This window comes from Pseudomonas asturiensis, assembly GCF_900143095.1.
GTDB lineage: Bacteria > Pseudomonadota > Gammaproteobacteria > Pseudomonadales > Pseudomonadaceae > Aquipseudomonas > Aquipseudomonas asturiensis.
Genome location: NZ_FRDA01000002.1, coordinates 290,824 through 309,847, shown reverse-complemented (window position 1 = coordinate 309,847; position 19,024 = coordinate 290,824). Strand labels below are relative to the sequence as shown.

Sequence of the window (19,024 nt, the reverse complement as noted above, 5' to 3'; positions counted from 1 at the left end):
CGGCGAAATGGACCTTATTCATAAGAAGCCTGAATAAAAACAAGAGAGGTATCTGCATGTCCCTGGCTGATATTCGTCTGGATGATAAATACCGGCTCGCCACCGGCAACCTGTACCTCACCGGTACGCAGGCCCTGACCCGGCTGCCGATGCTGCAAAAGCAGCGCGACGAAGCGCGCGGGCTGAACACCGCGGGGTTCATTTCCGGCTATCGCGGGTCGCCATTGGGTAATCTGGACAAGAGCCTGTGGGACGCCAAGGAATACCTTCAGCAAAACGCCATCCACTTTCAGCCCGGCATCAATGAAGAACTGGCCGCCACAGCGGTGTGGGGCAGCCAGCAAGTGAACCTGTTTCCGCAAGGTAAATACGACGGCGTATTCGCGCTCTGGTACGGCAAAGGGCCCGGCGTGGATCGCTGCGGCGACGTGTTCAAGCACGGCAACTCGGCCGGTGTTGCTGCCAATGGCGGGGTTTTGATCCTTGCGGGCGACGATCATGGTTGCAAGTCCTCCACCATTGCGCATCAGAGCGAACACGCCTTCATCGCGTCGATGATCCCGGTGCTCAACCCCAGCAACGTCCAGGAAATTCTCGACTACGGCATCATCGGCTGGGAGCTGTCACGCTACAGCGGTTGCTGGGTAGCGATGAAGACCATCGCTGAAAACGTAGATTCATCTGCAGTCGTGGAGGTCGATCCACTGCGCATGCAGACTCGTATTCCCGAAGACTTCGTGTTGCCCGAAGGCGGTTTGCACATTCGCTGGCCGGACCCACCGCTGGCTCAGGAAGCACGGCTCAACACTTACAAGATCTACGCCGCCAGAGCGTTCGCCCGCGCCAATGAGCTGAACAAAGTGGTCATTGACTCTGCGCAACCACGGCTGGGCATCGTCACCACAGGCAAATCCTATCTGGATGTGCGTCAGGCCCTTGAAGAGCTGGGCATTGATGAGCAACTGTGTGATCAGGTCGGCATCCGGGTGTTGAAGGTCGGCATGAGCTGGCCGCTGGAACCGGTGTCGGTGCATGACTTCGCCCAAGGCCTGGACGAGATTCTGGTCGTCGAAGAGAAGCGCAGCGTCATCGAGGACCAGATGACTGGCCAGCTCTATAACTGGCCCGTGGACCGTCGGCCGGTAGTGGTAGGCGAGTTCGACGAGCAGGGCCGTTCACTGTTGCCGAATCTGAGTGAACTGACACCTGCAATGATCGCCCGCGTTATCGCAAAACGGCTCGCGCCGTTCTACAGCAGCCCGCAGATCGAAGCGCGCCTGCAGTTTCTCAGTGAGAAGGAAAAGGCCCTGCAGGCACCGTTGTTCAACACCCAGCGCACGCCACACTTCTGCTCCGGTTGTCCGCATAACACCTCCACCCGCGTGCCGGAAGGCAGCAGGGCCTTGGCCGGTATCGGCTGTCACTACATGACGATCTGGATGGACCGGGCGACCGACACCTTCACCCAGATGGGCGGCGAGGGCGTGACCTGGATCGGCCAGGCGCCGTTTACCGAAACCCCGCATGTGTTCCAGAACCTCGGGGACGGCACCTACTTTCACTCAGGGCATCTGGCCTTGCGCGCCGCTGTCGCGTCCAAGGTCAACATCACCTACAAGATTCTCTACAACGATGCCGTGGCCATGACGGGCGGGCAGCCTATCGATGGCGTGCTGCGTGTCGATCAGTTGAGTCGTCAGGTATTCAACGAAGGCGTGCAGCGTATTGCACTGGTGTCGGACGAGCCCGACAAGTATCCGAACCGCGAAGGGTTCGCGCCGATCACCACGTTCCACCATCGCCGTGACCTGGACAGCGTGCAGCGTGAGTTACGCGAGTTCAAAGGCGTTTCGGTGATCATCTACGACCAGACCTGCGCCACCGAGAAGCGTCGTCGCCGCAAGCGCGGCACGATGCCGGATCTGGAAAAGCGCGCCTTGATCAACCCAGCGGTGTGTGAAGGCTGCGGCGACTGTGGAGTGAAATCCGGCTGCCTGTCGGTGCTGCCCAAGGAAACTGCTCAGGGCCGCAAGCGTGAAATTGACCAGAACGCCTGCAACAAGGATTTCAGTTGCGTTGAAGGCTTTTGCCCAAGCTTCGTGACCGTGCATGGCGGCAAACTTCGCAAACCGGTTCTGCCGCAACAGGTCCAGGCCTTCGCCTCACTGCCGGAGCCGACGCTGCCGTCGCTGGAGCGACCATTCAATATTCTGCTGCCTGGCGTGGGGGGCACGGGTGTGACCACGGTCGGCGCAATGCTGGGTTATGCCGCCAACCTGGAAGGCAAGGGTTGCAGCGTGCTGGATCAGGCGGGACTCGCGCAGAAATTCGGGCCGGTGGTCAGCCATATCCGCATCGCCGCTCGCCAGCAGGATCTGTTCGCGGTGCGTATTGCCGCAGGCGAAGCGCATTTGCTGTTGGGGTGTGACCTTCTGGTGGCTGCCGGGCCGGATGCGATCGCCAAACTGGACAGCGCCATTTCCCATGCCGTGGTCAACAGCCAGCAGACCCCGACGGCAGAGTTCACGCGTAATCCGGACGCGGTGTTCCCGCTCGAGGCGATGAAGCAGACCATCATCGATGCGGTGGGCGCTGAGAAAACCCACTTTGTGGAAGCGACTTCGCTGGCGACCCGTTTGATGGGCGACAGCATTGCCAGCAACCTGTTCATGCTCGGTTATGCCTATCAATTGGGCCTGATCCCATTGACGTCGCAGGCCATCGAGAAGGCCATCGAGCTGAACGGCGTGTCAGTCAAACTCAATCAGCAAGCTTTTCTGTGGGGACGCCGTACCGCCCACGATGCCGCTGCGGTCGAGGCATTCGTCAATCCGAAACAAGAGCCGGCCGAGCCGTCGCAACTGACGCTGGAACAACGCGTTCAGAGCAACGTGGATACGCTGGCCGAGTACCAGAACCCGGCCTATGCCGAGCGCTACCTGAAGCTGGTGCAGCAGGTTCGCGATGCTGAGTCGCGGCTGTTTCCGGGGCAGCCTTTGTCCCTGACCGAAGCGGTGGCGTTCAACTACTTCAAGCTGTTGGCCTACAAGGATGAGTACGAGGTGGCGCGGCTGTACAGCAACGGCGATTTCACCCGGCAACTGCAGGCACAGTTCGAAGGTGATTACCGTCTGGAGTTTCACCTGGCACCGTCATGGCTTGCCAAGCGCGACCCGCACACCGGGCAACCGCGCAAACGCAGTTTCGGTCCCTGGATGTTGCGGGCGTTCGATGTGCTGGCCAAATTCAAGTTTCTGCGCGGCACGGCTTTCGACCCGTTTGGCCGCAGCCTGGAGCGCCAACAGGAGCGCGAGCTTATTACGCGCTATGTCAGCGATATCGAGCTGATCCTGCAGCACTTACAGGCGGGCAATCGCCACACTGCGTTGAGTCTGGCGCGCTTGCCTGAACGGATTCGGGGCTACGGGCACGTCAAGGAAAGCGCGATGAACGCCGCAGCCTTGCAGGCCAGTGTATTGCGTCGCAGCCTGGAGAGTGGCGAGGTGGCAGCGCCGAAGCTTTACGAAGTGGCTGCTTAAGACCTTGTGAGGCGGGTCGTTTGACCGGTTGGACAAACGATTCGCTTCACTCTGAAGGCCTGAACACGTGCGCGTGACCTGCGCGATACAGCGATGACTCGCTGAACGTGTCATTCGCCAGCACGCGACCTACCAGTATCAATGCGGTGCGTCGAAACCCTTTGGTCTGCACTTTTTCTTCTATATCGGCGAGCGTGCCCTGCACCCAGTCCTGGTCTGGCCAGCTGGCGCGGTGCACCACGGCAATCGGGCAGTCCGCGCCATAGTGCGGGACGAGTTCTTCGATGATCCGGTGCAGATGATTGACCCCCAGATGAATCGCCATGGTCGCCCGATGTTGAGCCAGGCTGGCCAATTCTTCGCCGGGCGGCATCGCAGTCTTGTCGGCATAGCGGGTCAGTATCACGCTTTGCGAGATGTCCGGCAGGGTCAGTTCGGTGCCCAGCAGCGCGGCACAGGCTGCTGTGGCCGTGACGCCGGGAATGATTTCGAAAGGAATGCCCAGTTCGCGCAAATGGCGGATCTGCTCGCCAATCGCGCCATACAGGCTCGGATCTCCCGAATGCACCCGCGCCACGTCATGGCCTTGCGCATGGGCCTCCTGAATCACGTCAATGATCTGTTTCAGGTGCAATGCGGCGCTGTTGACGACCTGAACGGCTTGATTGCCTTCCAGTACCGCAATCGGCACCAGCGAGCCTGCGTAGATAATGACCGGGCAACTGCGGATCAGGCGTTGACCCTTGACGGTGATCAGCTCCGGGTCGCCAGGGCCTGCGCCGATGAAAAAAACGGTCAATGAAATCTCCAGAGTCGGGTTGAGCGCGCCATTATCCGCTCTTGGTGGGGCTCGATGCCAAGGCAAATGTGGCTTGGGCGTTTTTCTGGCGGCTGATCGCCAGCGCTGCAGTGCCGTCCCCAAGGCTGGCTGCCAGGGCCAGCGCCGTTCCTTCCGCAACGCCGTGACAGCCCGTGGTGTTGAGCGTGTGCGCTGAGCGATGGGTCATGTGCAGCTCCCATGACACCAGTTGTGCGGCGTGGAAGAACACCAGCGGCACGTCCAGTTGCCGAGCCAGTTCCAGCAAACCAGGCTCGTCCCGCTTCAGGTCGATGGACGCCAGGGCTGTGACATCACGGATGTTCAGCCCAGGGGCTTGCAGATGGTGTTCAATCAGCTCACGCAACACCCCGGCCGGGCAGCCGCGCCGGCAGCCCAGGCCCACGACCATGACGGGCGCGGGCAGGGCGTGGGTCTGCTCAGGCCGGATACGGTTCGGCATGCTGCAGGTCGACGTTGTTACGGCGGAACAACCAGGCGCTGATCAGACCCATCGCCACCCAGAACACGGCATTGGTCAGCAGCGACGCGATAATGAACTGCGATGCCAGCGCTTCAGGCGCGAGGCTTTCATGAACCAGTGGCTGCGGTGCGCCGATCACGTGAGGCACGAGCACAATGGCAACGCCCAGTACCTTGAGCAGCAGGTTCTGACCGAAGACCAGCAGCGCGATGCCAGCAGCCGTGGAGGCTGCGGTGCCAATCCACCAGAGCTGGCGCTGGCTGAGTTCGGCGGCGGCAGTGCCCGGCAGTTCCGGCGGCAGGCCCAGGGTCGGTGCCAGTACGAACACCGCGAAACCCGCCAGACCCCACCAGACGCCCTGAACGGTGCTGCCTGGAGCGCGCAAGGTATAGAGCCCGGCGAGCATGAGCGCGAAGCCTACTGCGACCACCAGATTGCCGCCGGTGGTGGAGAGTGCGCGCTGCCAGCCGTTTTCCGGCTCCCACGCGGCCTCGTCGTGTTCATGACTGTGCTCGGCCGCAACACCGGCGGCATGTTCATGGGCCTGCGCTGCAGGGGCGTTTTCATAGGTTTCAGCCTGCTGGATCAACGGAGATACCCAGAAGCTTTGTACCAATGTCAGCAGCAAGGCTGCCAGCAAGCCGGTGAAGCCTGCGGTGTGCACGATTCGCTTGAGCATTGTGTTGTCCTCAATGACAAGGGAAGGCGGCGCTGTGACGGGTGTCATGCGCGGCATTGTGCACGGCGGCAATGTGCGAAAACCCGGCGAAGTACACCAGGCACGCGCCCAGCAGCGCCGCGCTGATCGCCGCGGTAAGGCGTTGGGTTCGGGTGGAGCTGGCTGCGGCCGATGGGCTGCTGCTGATGGTCGTCATGGCGTTCCCTCTAGAGTTGTCGCGTCTTGAGTGTGAAAGCAGGCCATGCGCACAGATACCCACTGACGGACGTCAGAGGTTTTCAACGGCGCCCGCCCACCGCGGGTGTGTCATTTGAAAGCGTAGCGGGCCGGTCTCCGGGCTCGCGAGGGGCCTGACAATGATGTCAATCCGTTGAAGTCACCTTCCCATGCCTGAGCACAGTGGATCTGACTTCCTCTCGCTTACCGTTGCGGGGGCAGCACCGGACTTGCTCAGCGACCTGAGCGCACCGGTTTCCCGTTTCACCCCGTGAGGGGCACCCGTAACAAGGCGCACAGGAGAGCATGCGCGGCGTGGGATCGTCAATCTCAACGATTGACCTGCCAGCGGTCACTGCGTAGCCTTGCCGGTTCGAGGTTCTTCGTTTGCAGCTCAGTGCTCAAGCGCAGCTAAGACGGGAATGCGGTCGATGCCGCAGCTGCCCCCGCAACTGTAAACGGTCATGTTCATTGCACAGCCACTGCCCAGGCGGGAAGGCGCGATGAATGCGTATTGGCACGGCTCCGACAGCCCGCCAGACGCCACCGTAAGCCAGGAGACCTGCCTCGAACCGGGCCAAGGCCTGCGAATTCTCATTACAACCGGGCGGGGTGATCCGGTGGCGATTTGATCCGTGTGCATCGCATGCGGCCCTCGTCCTGTATGCCCGCCGCATTGCCAAAGGGCACCTGATGAAAACACTGGCCAAGCTTCCCGTCACCATCGTCACCGGCTTTCTGGGCTCGGGCAAAACCACCCTGTTGCGGCACATGCTCGATAACGCCGAAGGGCGGCGCATCGCGGTGATCGTCAACGAGTTCGGCGAACTGGGTATCGACGGCGAAATCCTCAAGCAGTGCACCATCGGTTGCACCGAAGAAGAAGCCAACGGCCGCGTTTATGAACTGGCCAACGGCTGCCTGTGCTGTACGGTTCAGGAAGAGTTCTTTCCAGTGATGCGTGAACTGGTGGCCCGTCGTGGCGACCTGGACCACATCCTGATCGAAACCAGCGGCCTGGCGCTGCCAAAACCTCTGGTTCAAGCGTTTCAGTGGCCGGAAATTCGTAACGCCTGCACGGTCGATGCGGTCATCACCGTGGTCGATAGCCCGGCGGTATTGGCAGGCACTTTCGCCGCCTTCCCGGATCAGGTCGATGCCCAGCGCAAACTGGACCCGAATCTGGATCACGAGTCGCCCCTGCATGAGCTGTTTGCCGATCAGCTGGCCAGCGCCGATCTGGTCATCCTCAACAAGGCCGACATGATGGACGCCGACGGTCTTGCTGCGGTGCGCGCCGAAGTTGCAGAAGAGTTGCCGCCTGCCGTGAAAGTGATCGAGGCCAGCAGCGGCCGTTTGCCGATCAACGTGTTGTTGGGTGTCGGTGCCGAATCCGAAGTGCACATAGACGGTCGCAAGACTCACCATGACCATCACGATGGTGAAGATGATGACCACGATCACGACGCCTTCGATTCGATTTCCATCAAATTGCCGCAGGCTGATGAGGCCGTATTGCTCAATGCGCTGACTCAACTGGTCGTGCAGCACGGCATTCTTCGCGTCAAAGGCTTCGCGGCTATTCCTGGCAAGCCGATGCGTCTGCTGATCCAGGGTGTGGGTACGCGTTTTGACAAGCACTTTGATCGTGCCTGGCGCGCCGACGAAGAGCGACTGACCAATCTGGTGCTGATCGGCCAGGAACTGGACGCCGCTGCACTGGAAGCGCAACTCAACGCTGCCATCGCGGGCTGACCCATGCACCTGCTGAGAACCCAGCCCGGCGGTTTCGTACCCGATGACAGCATCGCTGACCTGGGACAAACCCCGGCCGAGCTGGTGATTCTCTGCAGCGGCGATTCAAGTCTGGCGCTGCTGGCCGAAGCGGCCCGGCAGTTGCCCGAGGATTACCCCAGCCTGCGCCTGGCCAACCCGATGCAGGTGCAGAATCACGCGTCGGTCGATCTGTATGTCGATGAAGTACTGCGTCACGCCAAAGTGATTTTGCTTTCCCTGCACGGCGGCATTGGTTATTGGCGCTACGGCGTCGAGCGGCTGATGGCGCTGGCTGCGCAAGGCGTCACGGTGATTATGGTACCGGGCTGTGACCGGCACGATCCGGAACTGATCGACCTGAGCACCGTTGCAGCGAACGACTGCAACCGCCTGTGGCAATTCCTGCGTCAGGGCGGTCTACAGAATGCACTGGACCTTTATAGCTGCATCGCCAGCACCTGGCTCGGTCAAGATTACGCCTGGGCCGAGCCTCAGCCGCTACCACGTACCGCTGTTTATCATCCGAAGCGGGCAACTGCCGTACTGGCCGACTGGCAGGCCGATTGGCACAGTGACCAGCCGGTGGCTGCACTGCTGTTCTATCGTTCGCACCTGCAGGCGGCCAACACGGGGTTCATCGACGAATTCTGCGAGCGGTTGCAGGCGCATGGCCTTAACCCGTTGCCGATTGCAGTCGCCAGCCTTAAAGAGCCGGGCTGCTTCAAACAGGTCGAAGACTGGCTGGATGAGGCCGGTGTCGAGCTGATTCTCAACACCACCGGCTTTGCCCAGTCGAGTCCTGAAGCCCCGCATTTACGGCCTTTTCGGCGCGATGTGCCCGTCATACAGGCCATCTGTGCGCAGGACAACCAGCCCGCGTGGCAGGCCAGCGAGCAGGGCTTGGGGGCCCGCGACCTGGCGATGCACATTGCCTTGCCGGAACTGGACGGGCGCATCATCAGTCGGCCGATCAGCTTCAAGGACCTGGCATGGCGTAGCGAGCGCAGTCAGTCCGATGTGGTCTGTTACCGCGCGCACCCTGAGCGCATGGATTTTGTCGCACAACTGGCCAGACGCTGGATTCTGCTGGCACGCCTGCCCAACGCCGACAAGCGCGTGGCACTGATTCTCGCCAATTACCCGACCCGCGATGGCCGGATCGGCAATGGCGTCGGGCTCGACACACCCGCTGCCGCGTTGAACATCCTGCGCGCCATGCAGGCTGAGGGCTATCCGCTGGCCGAGCTGCCTGACAGCGGCACCGAGCTGATTCAGCAATTGCTCGGCGGCGTGACCAATGATCTGGACAGCATTGATCAGCGTCCGTGTCAGCAAAGCATGGCGCTGGATGAATACCTTGAAGCGTTCAACGCGCTGCCACAGGCCAATCGCGATGCGGTACATGCCCGTTGGGGCGCGCCGGATGCCGATCCGATGTTTCGCGGCGGCCGGATGATGATCGCAGGTCTACGTTTTGGCCTGACGTTCATCGGCATTCAGCCGGCGCGTGGTTATCAGGTCGATCCCAGTGCGGTGTATCACGACCCGGATCTGGTGCCGCCGCACGGCTACCTTGCCTTCTACTTCTGGCTACGCAAGGCCTACGGCGCGCACGCCGTGGTGCATGTCGGCAAGCACGGCAACCTGGAGTGGCTGCCCGGCAAGGGCGTCGGCCTGTCCGAGAACTGCTGGCCGGATGCGGTGCTGGGCGCAATGCCGAATATCTATCCGTTCATCGTCAATGATCCGGGTGAGGGCGCGCAGGCCAAGCGACGCACGCAGGCCGTCATTATCGACCACCTGATGCCGCCGCTGACTCGCGCCGAAACCTATGGACCGTTGCGCGATCTTGAGTTGCTGGCGGACGAATACTACGAAGCGCAACTGCTCGACCCGCGGCGCGCCCGCGAACTGCAGCGCGACATTCTGAATCTGGTGCGCGAAACCCGGATCGACCGCGAGCTGGCGTTGGAAGGGACGACTGACAGCGATGCCGACGCGGCCATCTGGCTGCCGCGTCTGGATACCTACCTTTGTGACTTGAAGGAGTCGCAGATTCGCGACGGGCTGCATATATTTGGCCAGTCACCTGAAGGCCGTTTGCGTATCGACACGCTGCTGGCGCTGTTGCGTATTCCGCGTGGCGACGGGCGCGGTGCGCAGTCGAGTCTGCTACGTGCCTTGAGCAAGGCGTTTGGCCTGGGCTTCGACCCGCTGGATTGTGAGCTTGCCGAACCCTGGCAAGGTCCGCGCCCAGCTGAACTACTGGCCTTGAGCGCCGACCCGTGGCGCACGGCTGGCGACGCACGTGAGCGCCTTGAGCTGTACGCTGCGGCCTTGATTGAACGTATCACCCAGGGTCAGGACGTAACGAATCTACCGGCGCACGCCGACCTGTCGCTGATTCTCGACAGCCTGCGCGAAGTGGTCGCGCCACGTCTCGACGCCTGTGGCCCCGGCGAAATGCAGGGCATGCTCGCGGCCTTGAGTGGTCGCTTCGTACCGGCGGGACCCAGTGGTGCGCCGAGTCGCGGGCGGCTGGACGTGTTGCCGACCGGGCGTAATTTCTTCAGCGTGGACGTGCGCAACCTGCCGACCACCACCGCCTGGCGGATCGGCTTTCAGTCGGCCAACCTGCTGCTGGAACGTCATTTACAGGATCACGGCGACCATTTGCGGCAACTGGGTCTGTCGGTCTGGGGCACAGCGACCATGCGCACCGGCGGTGACGACATCGCGCAGGCCATGGCGCTGATGGGCGTGCGTCCGGTCTGGGCGACGGGCAGCCAGCGTGTCGACGACTTCGAGATTCTGCCGGTCAGCCTGTTGGATCGTCCGCGTGTGGACGTGACATTGCGGGTGTCCGGTTTCTTTCGCGATGCCTTTGCCAACCTGATTCGTCTGTTCGACGCGGCCGTGCAGGCCGTTGCGGCGCTCGACGAGCCGGATGACCTGAACCCGATTGCCGCCCGGGTGCGTGAAGAGCGACAGAGTTTCATCGCCGAGGGAATGAGCGAGGACGAAGCGGCACGTCAGGCAGGCTGGCGAATCTTTGGTGCCAAGCCGGGCGCCTATGGCGCTGGCGTTCAGGGCGCTATTGATGGTCGCTTGTGGCAGAGTCGTGAGGATCTGGCCGAGGTCTACCTGAACTGGGGTGGCTACGCCTATGGCGCTTCCGATGAAGGTACGCCTGCCCGGCAGCGCTTCGCTCAGCGCCTGTCTCAGGTGCAGGCGGTGGTGCAGAATCAGGACAACCGCGAACACGATTTGCTGGACTCCAATGACTATTACCAGTTTCAAGGTGGCATGCTGGCCGCCGCCGAAACCCTCAGCGGCGAGAAGACAGCGAGCTATCATGGCGATCACAGCCAGCCGGACCTGCCGAAAATCCGTACCTTAAAGGAAGAGCTGAACCGCGTGATACGTTCGCGGGCAGCGAACCCCAAGTGGATCGACGGCGTGAAACGTCACGGCTACAAAGGTGCGTTCGAAATGGCGGCCACGGTGGACTTTCTGTTCGCATTCGACGCCACCACCGAACTGATTGATGATCATCAATATGCACTGTTGGCTGATGCCTACCTGCTTGATGCGTCGACCCGCGAATTCATTGAGCAGCACAACCCCGATGCCCTGCGCGACATGACCGAGCGCATGCTTGAAGCTCAGCAGCGCGGGCTCTGGCAGGATCCGGGCGATTATCAGCAAGCCCTGGAAAACCTGCTGCTGGATATAGAAGAGAACTGATGACCGTGCCTGACTCAAGCCTTGCCAACACGCCGCATTTTCCACTGGCCGCCGTCGTGGGCGCCGATGACCTGAAACTCGCGTTGTGCCTGACGGCCATTGATCCGCGCATCGGCGGTGTGCTGATCGAGGGGCCTCGAGGCATGGCCAAATCGACCCTGGCGCGCGGTCTGGCTGATCTGCTCGCCAGCGGGCAGTTCGTGACGCTGCCGTTGGGCGCGACCGAAGAGCGGCTGGTGGGCACGCTGGATCTGGATGTCGCGCTCTCCGAAAGCCGGGCGCGTTTCTCGCCCGGCGTGCTGGCCAAGGCCGACGGCGGCGTACTGTACGTCGACGAGGTCAACCTGCTGGCCGATCACCTGGTGGACCTGCTGCTGGATGTCGCGGCCAGTGGCGTCAATCTGGTGGAGCGTGATGGTATTTCCCATCGTCACGCCGCTCGATTCGTGCTGATTGGCACCATGAATCCGGAAGAGGGCGAACTGCGCCCGCAGTTGCTGGATCGCTTCGGCTTGAACGTGGCGTTGAGCGGGCAGATGTTGCCGGCCGAGCGGGGCCAGATCATCCGCAGGCGTCTGGACTTCGACGCAGATCCACAGTCATTCTGTGCCCAGTGGGCGCCTGAGCAGGATGCTCTGAAACAGCGTTGCGAACACGCGCGTTCGCTGCTGGCGGGCATTGCGCTGGATGACACGTCGTTGGCGCTGATCACCGAACGCTGCTTTGCGGCTGGCGTTGACGGGATGCGCGCCGATCTGGTCTGGCTGCGCGCCGCACGGGCACACGCGGCCTGGCGGGGTGTCGAGGTGATCGAGGAGCAGGACATTGACGCCGTGGCGGAGTTTGCCCTGCGCCATCGCCGTCGCGAACCGTCGCCGCCATCACCGCAATCGCCAGAGACACCGCCTTCAGGTTCTTCCGAAAAACCGGATAACCAGAGCGGGCAGGGCAGTTGGGGTGAGCTGCCGGCTCAAACAGTGCCTACCGGATCGCGCCGCGAAGTGCCGAGCTGGCCAAAAAAGCCTTAGGCATCCGCCCCCAACGCTCGAAGGGGGCGGATGCCGTTCCCCGGCCGGGTCGACTGGCTTCGGGCAAAACCGGCGCATTACGCGCAGGCTCGGATGGGCCGGTGCAATGGCTGCCGACGTTGATGAAGGGACGTCCGAAAAAGGCCAGCGATCTGGTTCGTCAGCCGCGCAGCAGTCGCCCCCATGAGCTGTTGCTGGTGATTGTCGATGCGTCTGCTTCGACGAAACGTCATCAGGCACTGAGCCAGGCAAAGGGCCTGCTGTCCCAGGTATTTGACGACGCCTATCGACGCCGCGCCCGACTGGCCTTGCTCACGGCCAGTGGCAACGCGCCGCGCTGGCAGCATCAAGGTCTGAAAGCATCAGCTGCGCTGAGTTCATGGCTGGATGCATTGGGGGCGGGCGGCGGAACGCCTCTTACGGAGGCTCTGGAGCAGGCCCGGCTGTGGCTGGCAAAACGCAGCAAGCGCTTTCCGTCAGAACAACAGCGGGTGCTGGTGCTGACCGACGGCAGGCTCAAACATATGCCAGCGCTCTTGGCATTCGACTGCCCGAGTCTATTGGTTGATGTGGAAAAAGGTCCGATCCGGCTGGGAAGAGCACGAGAGCTGGCGCGCGGGCTGGGGGCGGATTATCGGCATATTGATGAGCTGGGGACGTTGGGCTGAGCTTCATCCAGCGATCATGCCCATCTCTGCGTGGGCGTCAGCTTGCTCACGAAAGCAGGGGGCCAGAAGCGCCCGTTACAGGACCTTACCCCCACTGACTGAAACCGGTTTTCAATCCGTAGACGTGGACCGGGCGGCGTTCCGTTTGTCCACGAAGACTGACTTTCAGGCGTAATACTTCGGCTGAATGTACCGCCCCCTTCGCGGACAAGTCCGCTCCCACTGACTGAGGCCGGTTTTCAATCACGTTTGCCTACTCAACAAACTGCAAGCGAGGGCCTGATCAGTCAATGATCCTGGCCCTCGCCTCACTTCAGGCCGGCATGGTCCAGGGCTTGAGGTCATACCCTTCGTTACTGATTTCAGCGCGGGCCTGCTCCAGGGCGCTGGCCAGTTGCTGCTTGTCCGAATAGGTGCTGCTCGGAATCTGCTTGCGGCCGATGCGGGTGCTGGTGCGGTCTATTACGGTCAGGCTCAGTTCGCCGTTCCCGTCCTGTGGTGCCCAGGCAACACACTGGAAGGGTTCAAAAGCGTGTCCAGCGATCAGAAGTGCATCGTTGAAGCGCAGTGGGGCGTTCATGGTCAATTCCTCAAAGTGCCCTTATCAATTCAGTCACGTCGGCGGGCTTACCGTCCGGCTGGTTACTTGTGTTGATGAACGCGAGGGCCACATGAGTCACACACTTTTTTGAAGTTTTTCAGAATTTTTTACGGCCCATCCCGTTAACGCAACGTTACGGCAACCATGACATTTGGTTATTGCCGTTAGACGCAAACGGTACAAGGCTGTGTCAAATATTTGCTAATGTAAGGATCGGGCTCGCCAACATACTGTTTATAAAACGTTTTTCATAACCTTAATTCGACGCCGGGCGCCAAGGAACCTCTATGCATGAATCGGCCCCAACGCGACGTCTGTTAATTGTTGACCCCTGTGACGATTGTCATCAATTGATCCCTGTCCTGCATGCTGCCGGATGGGCGGTGGACAGCAGTACGCTCGAGTCGGCGCTCAATCTCAGCTGTGATGTGGGTTTGATCCGCCTGATGCCTGACCACTTCGAGCGTCCGGACATGGTCAAGGAGCTCATTACCCGCACCAACACCCAATGGATCGCTGTGCTGGCACCCGATGATCTGCGTCGCGAGAAGATTGGCGACTTCGTGTGCGAGTGGTTTTTTGATTTCCATACCTTGCCGTTCGACGTCGCTCGCATGCAGGTCACGCTGGGCCGTGCCTATGGCATGGCGCGTTTGCGAGCACAGGGCGCGGCACAGACGTCCAGCAGTGAACACGAGATGCTGGGCGAAAGCCGACCCATTCGGGAGTTGCGTCGGCTGTTGAGCAAGCTCGCGCCCACCGAATCGCCGGTGCTGATTCGCGGTGAGCGCGGCACTGGCAAGGAGCTCGTCGCACGGACGTTGCACTCCCAGTCTCAGCGCCGTAACAAACCGTTCGTAGCGGTCAATTGCGGTGCCATTGCCGAGCATTTGATCCACGCCGATCTGTTCGGTTACGAGAGAGGTGCGTTCAACGGTTCCCAGGAGCGCAAAATCGGCCGAATCGAAGCGGCGGACGGCGGCACGCTGTTTCTGGACGAGATCGGTGATCTCCCGTTGGAAAGTCAGGCGCATCTGCTGCGTTTTTTACAGGAGCGACAGATCGAACGCATCGGTGGCAGTGAGCCGATACCGGTGGATGTCCGGGTGCTGGCCGCCACCCATGTGGACTTGGAGGCGGCCATTCGCAAGAAGCGTTTTCGGGAAGATTTGTACTACCGGCTGAATGTGTTGCAGGTCGGCACCGCGCCGCTGCGTGAGCGGCATGGCGACCTGGCCATGCTGGCCAATCACTTTGCCCATTTCTACAGTCAGGAAACCGGAAGGCGCGCGCGTAATTTCAGTCAGGACGCGTTGATTTCCATGGGCAAACACGACTGGCCGGGGAATGTGCGAGAGCTGGCTAACCGGGTTCGGCGCGGGCTGGTTCTGGCGGAAGGTCGGCAGATCGAGGCGGCGGATCTGGGATTGTTGGGTGAGGAGGCCGTTGCCAGCAGCATGGGAACGCTAGAGGAATACAAGTCGCGTGCCGAGCGTCAGGCGCTGTGCGACGTGCTGACACGCCACAGCGACAACCTCAGTGTGGCGGCCAAGGTTCTGGGGATTTCTCGACCCACGTTCTATCGGTTGCTGCACAAGCATCAGATCCGCTGAGCGAGCAGTTGCGTGACCGCCGTCAGTGCCTGCTCGCGGCGTTGCTGCCAGTCGCCTTCGATCACCTGGTAATGCTGCGTGTGGTGCTCCAGCCATTGCCGGCTGGCCGCAAAGAACGCCTGACGTTCGGCCAGTCGTGGCTGGCAGCGTTGACCGTCGCTGATCCACTCGACGCCTTCTGGAGACAGCAGCAGATGCAGGTCATAGTGCCTGCTCAGCAATTCTTGCTCGATCCACGCCGGGCAGTCTTCGAACAGTGTCTTGCTCCACAGGATGTTGCTCAACAAATGCGTATCGAGGATCAGCAGTTCGGGGCGGGTTACGCGCGCAGCGTCTTCGCGGTCGAGCTGACCCCTGGCGATGGTCGCGATATCGTCGTAGACGGTATCGCGGCCTTGCTCTTCGATGAAATGACGCACGTATTCGTCTACCAGCACACCGCCGAAACGGCGCTGGATTTCTCCCGACAGCCAGCTCTTGCCGCTGGATTCAGGGCCGGTCAGGACCAGCACCTTCATCGCGCCAGCGCCAGATCGTTGCGCCACTCACGCCACCCCTGAACCGCCAGCAGCGTGAACAGGCCATACAGTGCGGCTGTCAGGTACAGATCCTTATAGATGAACAGTCCGACAAAAATCACGTCGAGCACAATCCACAACGGCCAGCACTGGACGCGCTTCTGCGCCATCCAGACTTGCGCCACCAGACTGAACCCGGTCAGTGCTGCGTCCAGCCAGGGCTGTGCGGCATCGGTGAAATGCGCCATGCCCGCGCCCAGTGCAAGGCTGATACCCGCGCCGATGGCCAGTCCGCTTAACACCGAGTTGCCCTGCAGTACCGTGACGGCGCGAACCGGAAGCCCGCTGCCGTGACGGGTCCATTGCAGCCAGCCATACACCTGCAAGCCGGCATAGATGACCTGCAGGAGCATGTCCGAGTAGAGCTTCACGTCGAAGAAGATCCAGATGTAGATCACCACCATGACCAGACCGATCGGCCAGCACCAAGGGTTCTGCTTGACTGTCAGCCAGACCGCAAGCACGCCGATGGCGGCGGCGAAAAGTTCAAGCGCGGACATCGCGGCTCCTTGGTGATGAGGACGGGGGCGGCGATTGTAAGCGCTTATGGGCGCAACGGGGAGGTGGTGATGGCAAGGTTGTGCAGGCGGGAGGCTTTGCGCTGAAAGGTCTGCTAGCATTCGGCGTTTTTGCAGCGCTTCTTCAAGGTTCGTTCAGGATTGCGGCGGCATAGTAGCAACCATTTTTTACACAACAACACTAACAGGCGAGCCTCGGGCATCGCTGCATGGGGGAATGATGGATCTTTGGACCGCTGCTCAGGCGTTGATATTGGGTGTTGTAGAGGGGTTGACGGAGTTTTTGCCGATTTCGAGCACCGGCCACCAGATCATTGTCGCAGACCTGATCGACTTCGGTGGCGAGCGGGCCATGGCGTTCAATATCATCATCCAGCTGGGTGCGATTCTGGCCGTTGTCTGGGAATTTCGACGCAAGATTCTGGACGTGGTGGTGGGGCTGCCCAAAGAAGCGCAGGCGCAGCGCTTCACGATCAATCTGTTGATCGCCTTCATGCCGGCCGTGGTCCTCGGGGTGATTTTTGCCGACATGATCCACCACTACCTGTTCAATCCCATCACCGTGGCCACTGCCTTGGTCATCGGCGGTGTGATCATGCTCTGGGCCGAGCGCCGCGAGCATGTGGTACGCGCCGAAACGGTCGATGACATGAAGTGGAGCGACGCCCTGAAAGTCGGGCTGGTGCAATGTCTGGCGATGATTCCAGGAACCTCGCGGTCTGGCTCGACGATCATTGGCGGCCTGCTGTTTGGCCTGTCGCGCAAGGCAGCCACCGAATTTTCGTTCTTTCTGGCCATGCCGACCATGGTCGGTGCTGCGGTCTACTCGGGCTACAAGTACCGGGACATGTTTCGCCCGGATGACTTCGCAGTCTTTGCGGTAGGGTTCGTAACCTCGTTTATCTTCGCCATGATCGCCGTTCGCGGGCTGCTCAAGTTTATCGCGACCCACAGCTATGCGGTGTTTGCCTGGTATCGCATCGCGTTCGGCCTGCTGATTCTGGCGACGTGGCAGTTCGGCTGGATCGACTGGGCGTCGGCCAAGGCATGACGGCGATACGTGAACCGCGGCCGCCTGCTCGTCAGCACAAGGCTCCGGTTCAAGGGCTGCGTTTGAAGCTGCTCATCCTGCTGCTGTTGGTCGCGCTGCCCGTGTATGGATCGGCGCAACTGTGGATCAGGCAGGGGCTGCTGATCCCGGCAGTCGTGATAGGGGTGATGAGCCTTCTGGCCTTTCTGTTGTACCGGCATGACAAGCTGCAGGCCGGTAAAGGCGGCCAGCGCACGCCGGAAAACGTCCTGCATGCCACCGAGTTGCTGGGCGGATGGCCAGGCGCATTGCTGGCGCAGCAGGTGTTTCGGCACAAAACTCGTAAAGTGTCCTTTCAGGTCGTGTTCTGGCTGATCGTGCTGGTGCATCAGGCGTTCTGGATCGACTGGCTGTTTCTCGGCCGCAGGCTGTGGCGATTGTTGCCGTTATAGCGTGAGTGCGACCTGCTGGCGCTTGGGCAGCTTGCCCACCACCAGTTGGTGCGAGCGGATCAGCAGATCGCGGATCTCATCGTCGCTGAGCGCGTGAGGCTCCGGGATGCTGATCCAGTGTGCGCGTGCCAGATAGGGGGCAGGGCGGATGCCGGGGCGGTCGACGTAGCCCAAGAACAGGTCCGGGGCCACCTTGAAGGACAAGCCCTGACCTGCCAGATCCATGACCGCAAACATCTTGTTTCCCGCGATGGAAAACACGCGTATCCCGCCCCACTTGTAGTCTTCCCGCGCCCCAGGCAGATCCAGGCAAAAAGTGGCGATGTCTTCGGTTTGCATGCTGTGCTCCTTGCTGCGCACAAGCGCGGGGTAAGGTGTTCGATAGCCGCACGGATATTCGAGCGCTGGATTGTATGACGTCCCGACACGCTTTAGTGTTCAGGTTTTGTTTTCACTGGAGCGTCGAATGTCTGCCGTGCAACTCGCCGAGGGTCAACTGAATTACCTGCTCGAAGGTCCGCAGGACGCGCCGGTGCTGGTGTTGTCCAATTCGTTAGGCACTGATCTGCACATGTGGGATAACCAGATCCCGGCGTTGACCCGGCATTTCAGGGTGTTGCGTTACGACACGCGTGGGCACGGTCAGTCGCTGGTCAGCGAGGGTGTTTACAGCATCGAGCAGAACGGCCGCGATGTGTTGGCGCTGCTGGACGCCCTGAAGCTGGACCAGGTGTCCTTCTGCGGTCTGTCCATGGGCGGCCTGATCGGTCAGTGGCTGGCGATCAATGCGCCTGAGCGGTTGTTGCGCGTCGTGCTCTGCAATACGGCTGCCAGAATCGGCAGCCCCGACGTCTGGAATCCGCGCATTGAAACGGTGTTGCGTGACGCAGAGGCGGCCATGATCGCCTTGCGTGATGCCTCGATTGCACGCTGGTTCACGCCATCCTTCGCGCAGGCTGAGCCTGCTACGGTCGATACCATCGTCGGGATGCTCGCCCGGACAGCGCCTCAAGGCTATGCCGCCAACTGCGCAGCAGTGCGCGATGCAGATTTCCGTGAGCAGATCGGCTCGATCAGGCTGCCGGTGTTGGTGGTGTGCGGCACCGAGGATGCCGTGACCACGCCAGCGGACGGGCGCTTCATGATTGAACGCATCCCTGGCGCTCGCATGATTGAACTCCATGCCGCTCACCTCTCCAGCGTCGAGGCGGGCGAAGCCTTCACCCAGCCGGTGCTGGCGTTTCTGACGACGGCTCAGTAGCCGCTTTATCACGTTCC

At 61.2% G+C, this 19,024-nt stretch carries 17 protein-coding genes and 2 riboswitches; of the genes, 9 read left to right on the top strand and 8 right to left on the bottom strand.

What is annotated here, in order from left to right; all coding sequences use genetic code 11:
• The first annotated feature begins 56 nt into the window (after positions 1–56).
• Positions 57–3,539 (top strand): indolepyruvate ferredoxin oxidoreductase family protein, encoded by a 3,483-nt coding sequence (locus BUB69_RS04510; RefSeq protein ID WP_073162783.1) that lies wholly within the window; start codon positions 57–59, stop codon positions 3,537–3,539.
• Between the two features lie 46 nt (positions 3,540–3,585).
• On the opposite strand, the gene cobM is transcribed toward BUB69_RS04510, so the two are convergent.
• From cobM to BUB69_RS04490, 4 genes are read right to left on the bottom strand one after another with little or no spacing between them, the layout of a single operon-like run.
• Positions 3,586–4,338, bottom strand: a complete 753-nt coding sequence (gene cobM / locus BUB69_RS04505) for a precorrin-4 C(11)-methyltransferase (protein ID WP_073162781.1) — start codon at positions 4,336–4,338, stop codon at positions 3,586–3,588.
• 31 nt (positions 4,339–4,369) lie between these two features.
• Complete coding sequence (locus tag BUB69_RS04500; protein ID WP_073162779.1) at positions 4,370–4,819, bottom strand: cobalamin biosynthesis protein; 450 nt, start codon at positions 4,817–4,819, stop codon at positions 4,370–4,372.
• Positions 4,797–5,519 (bottom strand): CbtA family protein, encoded by a 723-nt coding sequence (locus BUB69_RS04495; RefSeq protein WP_073162777.1) that lies wholly within the window; start codon positions 5,517–5,519, stop codon positions 4,797–4,799. Before BUB69_RS04495 ends, BUB69_RS04500 begins: the two co-directional genes overlap by 23 nt.
• A 10-nt stretch (positions 5,520–5,529) precedes the next feature.
• On the bottom strand, positions 5,530–5,715 hold the full coding sequence (locus tag BUB69_RS04490) for a CbtB domain-containing protein (protein ID WP_073162775.1): 186 nt from the start codon (positions 5,713–5,715) through the stop codon (positions 5,530–5,532).
• Between the two features lie 111 nt (positions 5,716–5,826).
• Positions 5,827–6,036, bottom strand: a riboswitch (cobalamin riboswitch).
• Between the two features lie 58 nt (positions 6,037–6,094).
• A riboswitch (cobalamin riboswitch) is annotated at positions 6,095–6,319 on the top strand.
• A 109-nt stretch (positions 6,320–6,428) separates the two neighbouring features.
• Here BUB69_RS04490 and cobW point away from each other — a divergent pair.
• The 4 genes from cobW to BUB69_RS04470 are packed head-to-tail and all read left to right on the top strand — an operon-like array spanning position 6,429 to position 12,954.
• Entirely contained in the window at positions 6,429–7,490 is a 1,062-nt protein-coding gene (cobW, locus tag BUB69_RS04485) for a cobalamin biosynthesis protein CobW (RefSeq protein ID WP_073163232.1), read from the top strand.
• 3 nt (positions 7,491–7,493) lie between these two features.
• The gene (cobN, locus tag BUB69_RS04480) at positions 7,494–11,258 is read left to right on the top strand and encodes a cobaltochelatase subunit CobN (RefSeq protein WP_073162773.1); all 3,765 of its coding nucleotides are present in this window, start codon (positions 7,494–7,496) and stop codon (positions 11,256–11,258) included.
• Positions 11,258–12,286: a magnesium chelatase ATPase subunit I gene (locus tag BUB69_RS04475; RefSeq protein ID WP_073162771.1), complete on the top strand. Its 1,029-nt coding sequence runs from the start codon at positions 11,258–11,260 to the stop codon at positions 12,284–12,286. Before cobN ends, BUB69_RS04475 begins: the two co-directional genes overlap by 1 nt.
• 53 nt (positions 12,287–12,339) lie before the next feature.
• Positions 12,340–12,954, top strand: coding sequence for a vWA domain-containing protein (locus tag BUB69_RS04470; protein WP_073162768.1), 615 nt, complete (start codon positions 12,340–12,342; stop codon positions 12,952–12,954).
• Positions 12,955–13,267: 313 nt separating this feature from the next.
• Here BUB69_RS04470 and BUB69_RS04465 read toward each other — a convergent pair whose 3' ends face one another.
• Positions 13,268–13,534, bottom strand: coding sequence for a hypothetical protein (locus tag BUB69_RS04465; RefSeq protein ID WP_004879734.1), 267 nt, complete (start codon positions 13,532–13,534; stop codon positions 13,268–13,270).
• Between the two features lie 308 nt (positions 13,535–13,842).
• Between BUB69_RS04465 and BUB69_RS04460 the strand changes: the two genes are divergently transcribed.
• Positions 13,843–15,168, top strand: a complete 1,326-nt coding sequence (locus tag BUB69_RS04460; RefSeq protein ID WP_024687968.1) for a sigma-54 dependent transcriptional regulator — start codon at positions 13,843–13,845, stop codon at positions 15,166–15,168.
• Here BUB69_RS04460 and BUB69_RS04455 read toward each other — a convergent pair.
• Together BUB69_RS04455 and pnuC are read right to left on the bottom strand one after the other, a co-directional pair.
• Positions 15,156–15,686, bottom strand: coding sequence for an AAA family ATPase (locus tag BUB69_RS04455; protein ID WP_073162766.1), 531 nt, complete (start codon positions 15,684–15,686; stop codon positions 15,156–15,158). The two genes, BUB69_RS04460 and BUB69_RS04455, sit on opposite strands and share 13 nt — an antisense overlap.
• Positions 15,683–16,246, bottom strand: a complete 564-nt coding sequence (gene pnuC, locus BUB69_RS04450; RefSeq protein WP_073162764.1) for a nicotinamide riboside transporter PnuC — start codon at positions 16,244–16,246, stop codon at positions 15,683–15,685. The genes BUB69_RS04455 and pnuC overlap by 4 nt, the downstream gene beginning before the upstream one ends.
• Positions 16,247–16,484: 238 nt before the next feature.
• On the opposite strand from pnuC, the gene BUB69_RS04445 reads away from it, so the two are divergent.
• Positions 16,485–17,315, top strand: coding sequence for an undecaprenyl-diphosphate phosphatase (locus BUB69_RS04445; protein ID WP_024687965.1), 831 nt, complete (start codon positions 16,485–16,487; stop codon positions 17,313–17,315).
• Entirely contained in the window at positions 17,312–17,746 is a 435-nt protein-coding gene (locus tag BUB69_RS04440; protein ID WP_073162762.1) for a DUF1294 domain-containing protein, read from the top strand. The genes BUB69_RS04445 and BUB69_RS04440 overlap by 4 nt, the downstream gene beginning before the upstream one ends.
• On the opposite strand, the gene BUB69_RS04435 is transcribed toward BUB69_RS04440, so the two are convergent.
• Positions 17,741–18,085: an MmcQ/YjbR family DNA-binding protein gene (locus BUB69_RS04435; RefSeq protein WP_073162759.1), complete on the bottom strand. Its 345-nt coding sequence runs from the start codon at positions 18,083–18,085 to the stop codon at positions 17,741–17,743. The genes BUB69_RS04440 and BUB69_RS04435 overlap by 6 nt on opposite strands.
• Before the next feature lie 127 nt (positions 18,086–18,212).
• Between BUB69_RS04435 and pcaD the strand changes: the two genes are divergently transcribed.
• Positions 18,213–19,007, top strand: a complete 795-nt coding sequence (pcaD, locus tag BUB69_RS04430) for a 3-oxoadipate enol-lactonase (protein WP_073162757.1) — start codon at positions 18,213–18,215, stop codon at positions 19,005–19,007.
• The last annotated feature ends 17 nt before the right edge of the window (positions 19,008–19,024 follow it).

What these genes read in the sequence shown, in the direction of transcription:
- BUB69_RS04445 (WP_024687965.1), top strand. Translation starts at nt 16,485, where the DNA reads ATGGATCTTTGGACCGCTGCTCAGGCGTTGATATTGGGTGTTGTAGAG.
- BUB69_RS04465 (WP_004879734.1), bottom strand. Translation starts at nt 13,534, where the DNA reads ATGAACGCCCCACTGCGCTTCAACGATGCACTTCTGATCGCTGGACAC.
- cobN (WP_073162773.1), top strand. Translation starts at nt 7,494, where the DNA reads ATGCACCTGCTGAGAACCCAGCCCGGCGGTTTCGTACCCGATGACAGC.
- pnuC (WP_073162764.1), bottom strand. Translation starts at nt 16,246, where the DNA reads ATGTCCGCGCTTGAACTTTTCGCCGCCGCCATCGGCGTGCTTGCGGTC.
- BUB69_RS04460 (WP_024687968.1), top strand. Translation starts at nt 13,843, where the DNA reads ATGCATGAATCGGCCCCAACGCGACGTCTGTTAATTGTTGACCCCTGT.
- BUB69_RS04475 (WP_073162771.1), top strand. Translation starts at nt 11,258, where the DNA reads ATGACCGTGCCTGACTCAAGCCTTGCCAACACGCCGCATTTTCCACTG.
- BUB69_RS04500 (WP_073162779.1), bottom strand. Translation starts at nt 4,819, where the DNA reads ATGCCGAACCGTATCCGGCCTGAGCAGACCCACGCCCTGCCCGCGCCC.
- pcaD (WP_073162757.1), top strand. Translation starts at nt 18,213, where the DNA reads ATGTCTGCCGTGCAACTCGCCGAGGGTCAACTGAATTACCTGCTCGAA.
- BUB69_RS04455 (WP_073162766.1), bottom strand. Translation starts at nt 15,686, where the DNA reads ATGAAGGTGCTGGTCCTGACCGGCCCTGAATCCAGCGGCAAGAGCTGG.
- BUB69_RS04490 (WP_073162775.1), bottom strand. Translation starts at nt 5,715, where the DNA reads ATGACGACCATCAGCAGCAGCCCATCGGCCGCAGCCAGCTCCACCCGA.
- BUB69_RS04510 (WP_073162783.1), top strand. Translation starts at nt 57, where the DNA reads ATGTCCCTGGCTGATATTCGTCTGGATGATAAATACCGGCTCGCCACC.
- BUB69_RS04435 (WP_073162759.1), bottom strand. Translation starts at nt 18,085, where the DNA reads ATGCAAACCGAAGACATCGCCACTTTTTGCCTGGATCTGCCTGGGGCG.
- BUB69_RS04495 (WP_073162777.1), bottom strand. Translation starts at nt 5,519, where the DNA reads ATGCTCAAGCGAATCGTGCACACCGCAGGCTTCACCGGCTTGCTGGCA.
- BUB69_RS04440 (WP_073162762.1), top strand. Translation starts at nt 17,312, where the DNA reads ATGACGGCGATACGTGAACCGCGGCCGCCTGCTCGTCAGCACAAGGCT.
- cobW (WP_073163232.1), top strand. Translation starts at nt 6,429, where the DNA reads ATGAAAACACTGGCCAAGCTTCCCGTCACCATCGTCACCGGCTTTCTG.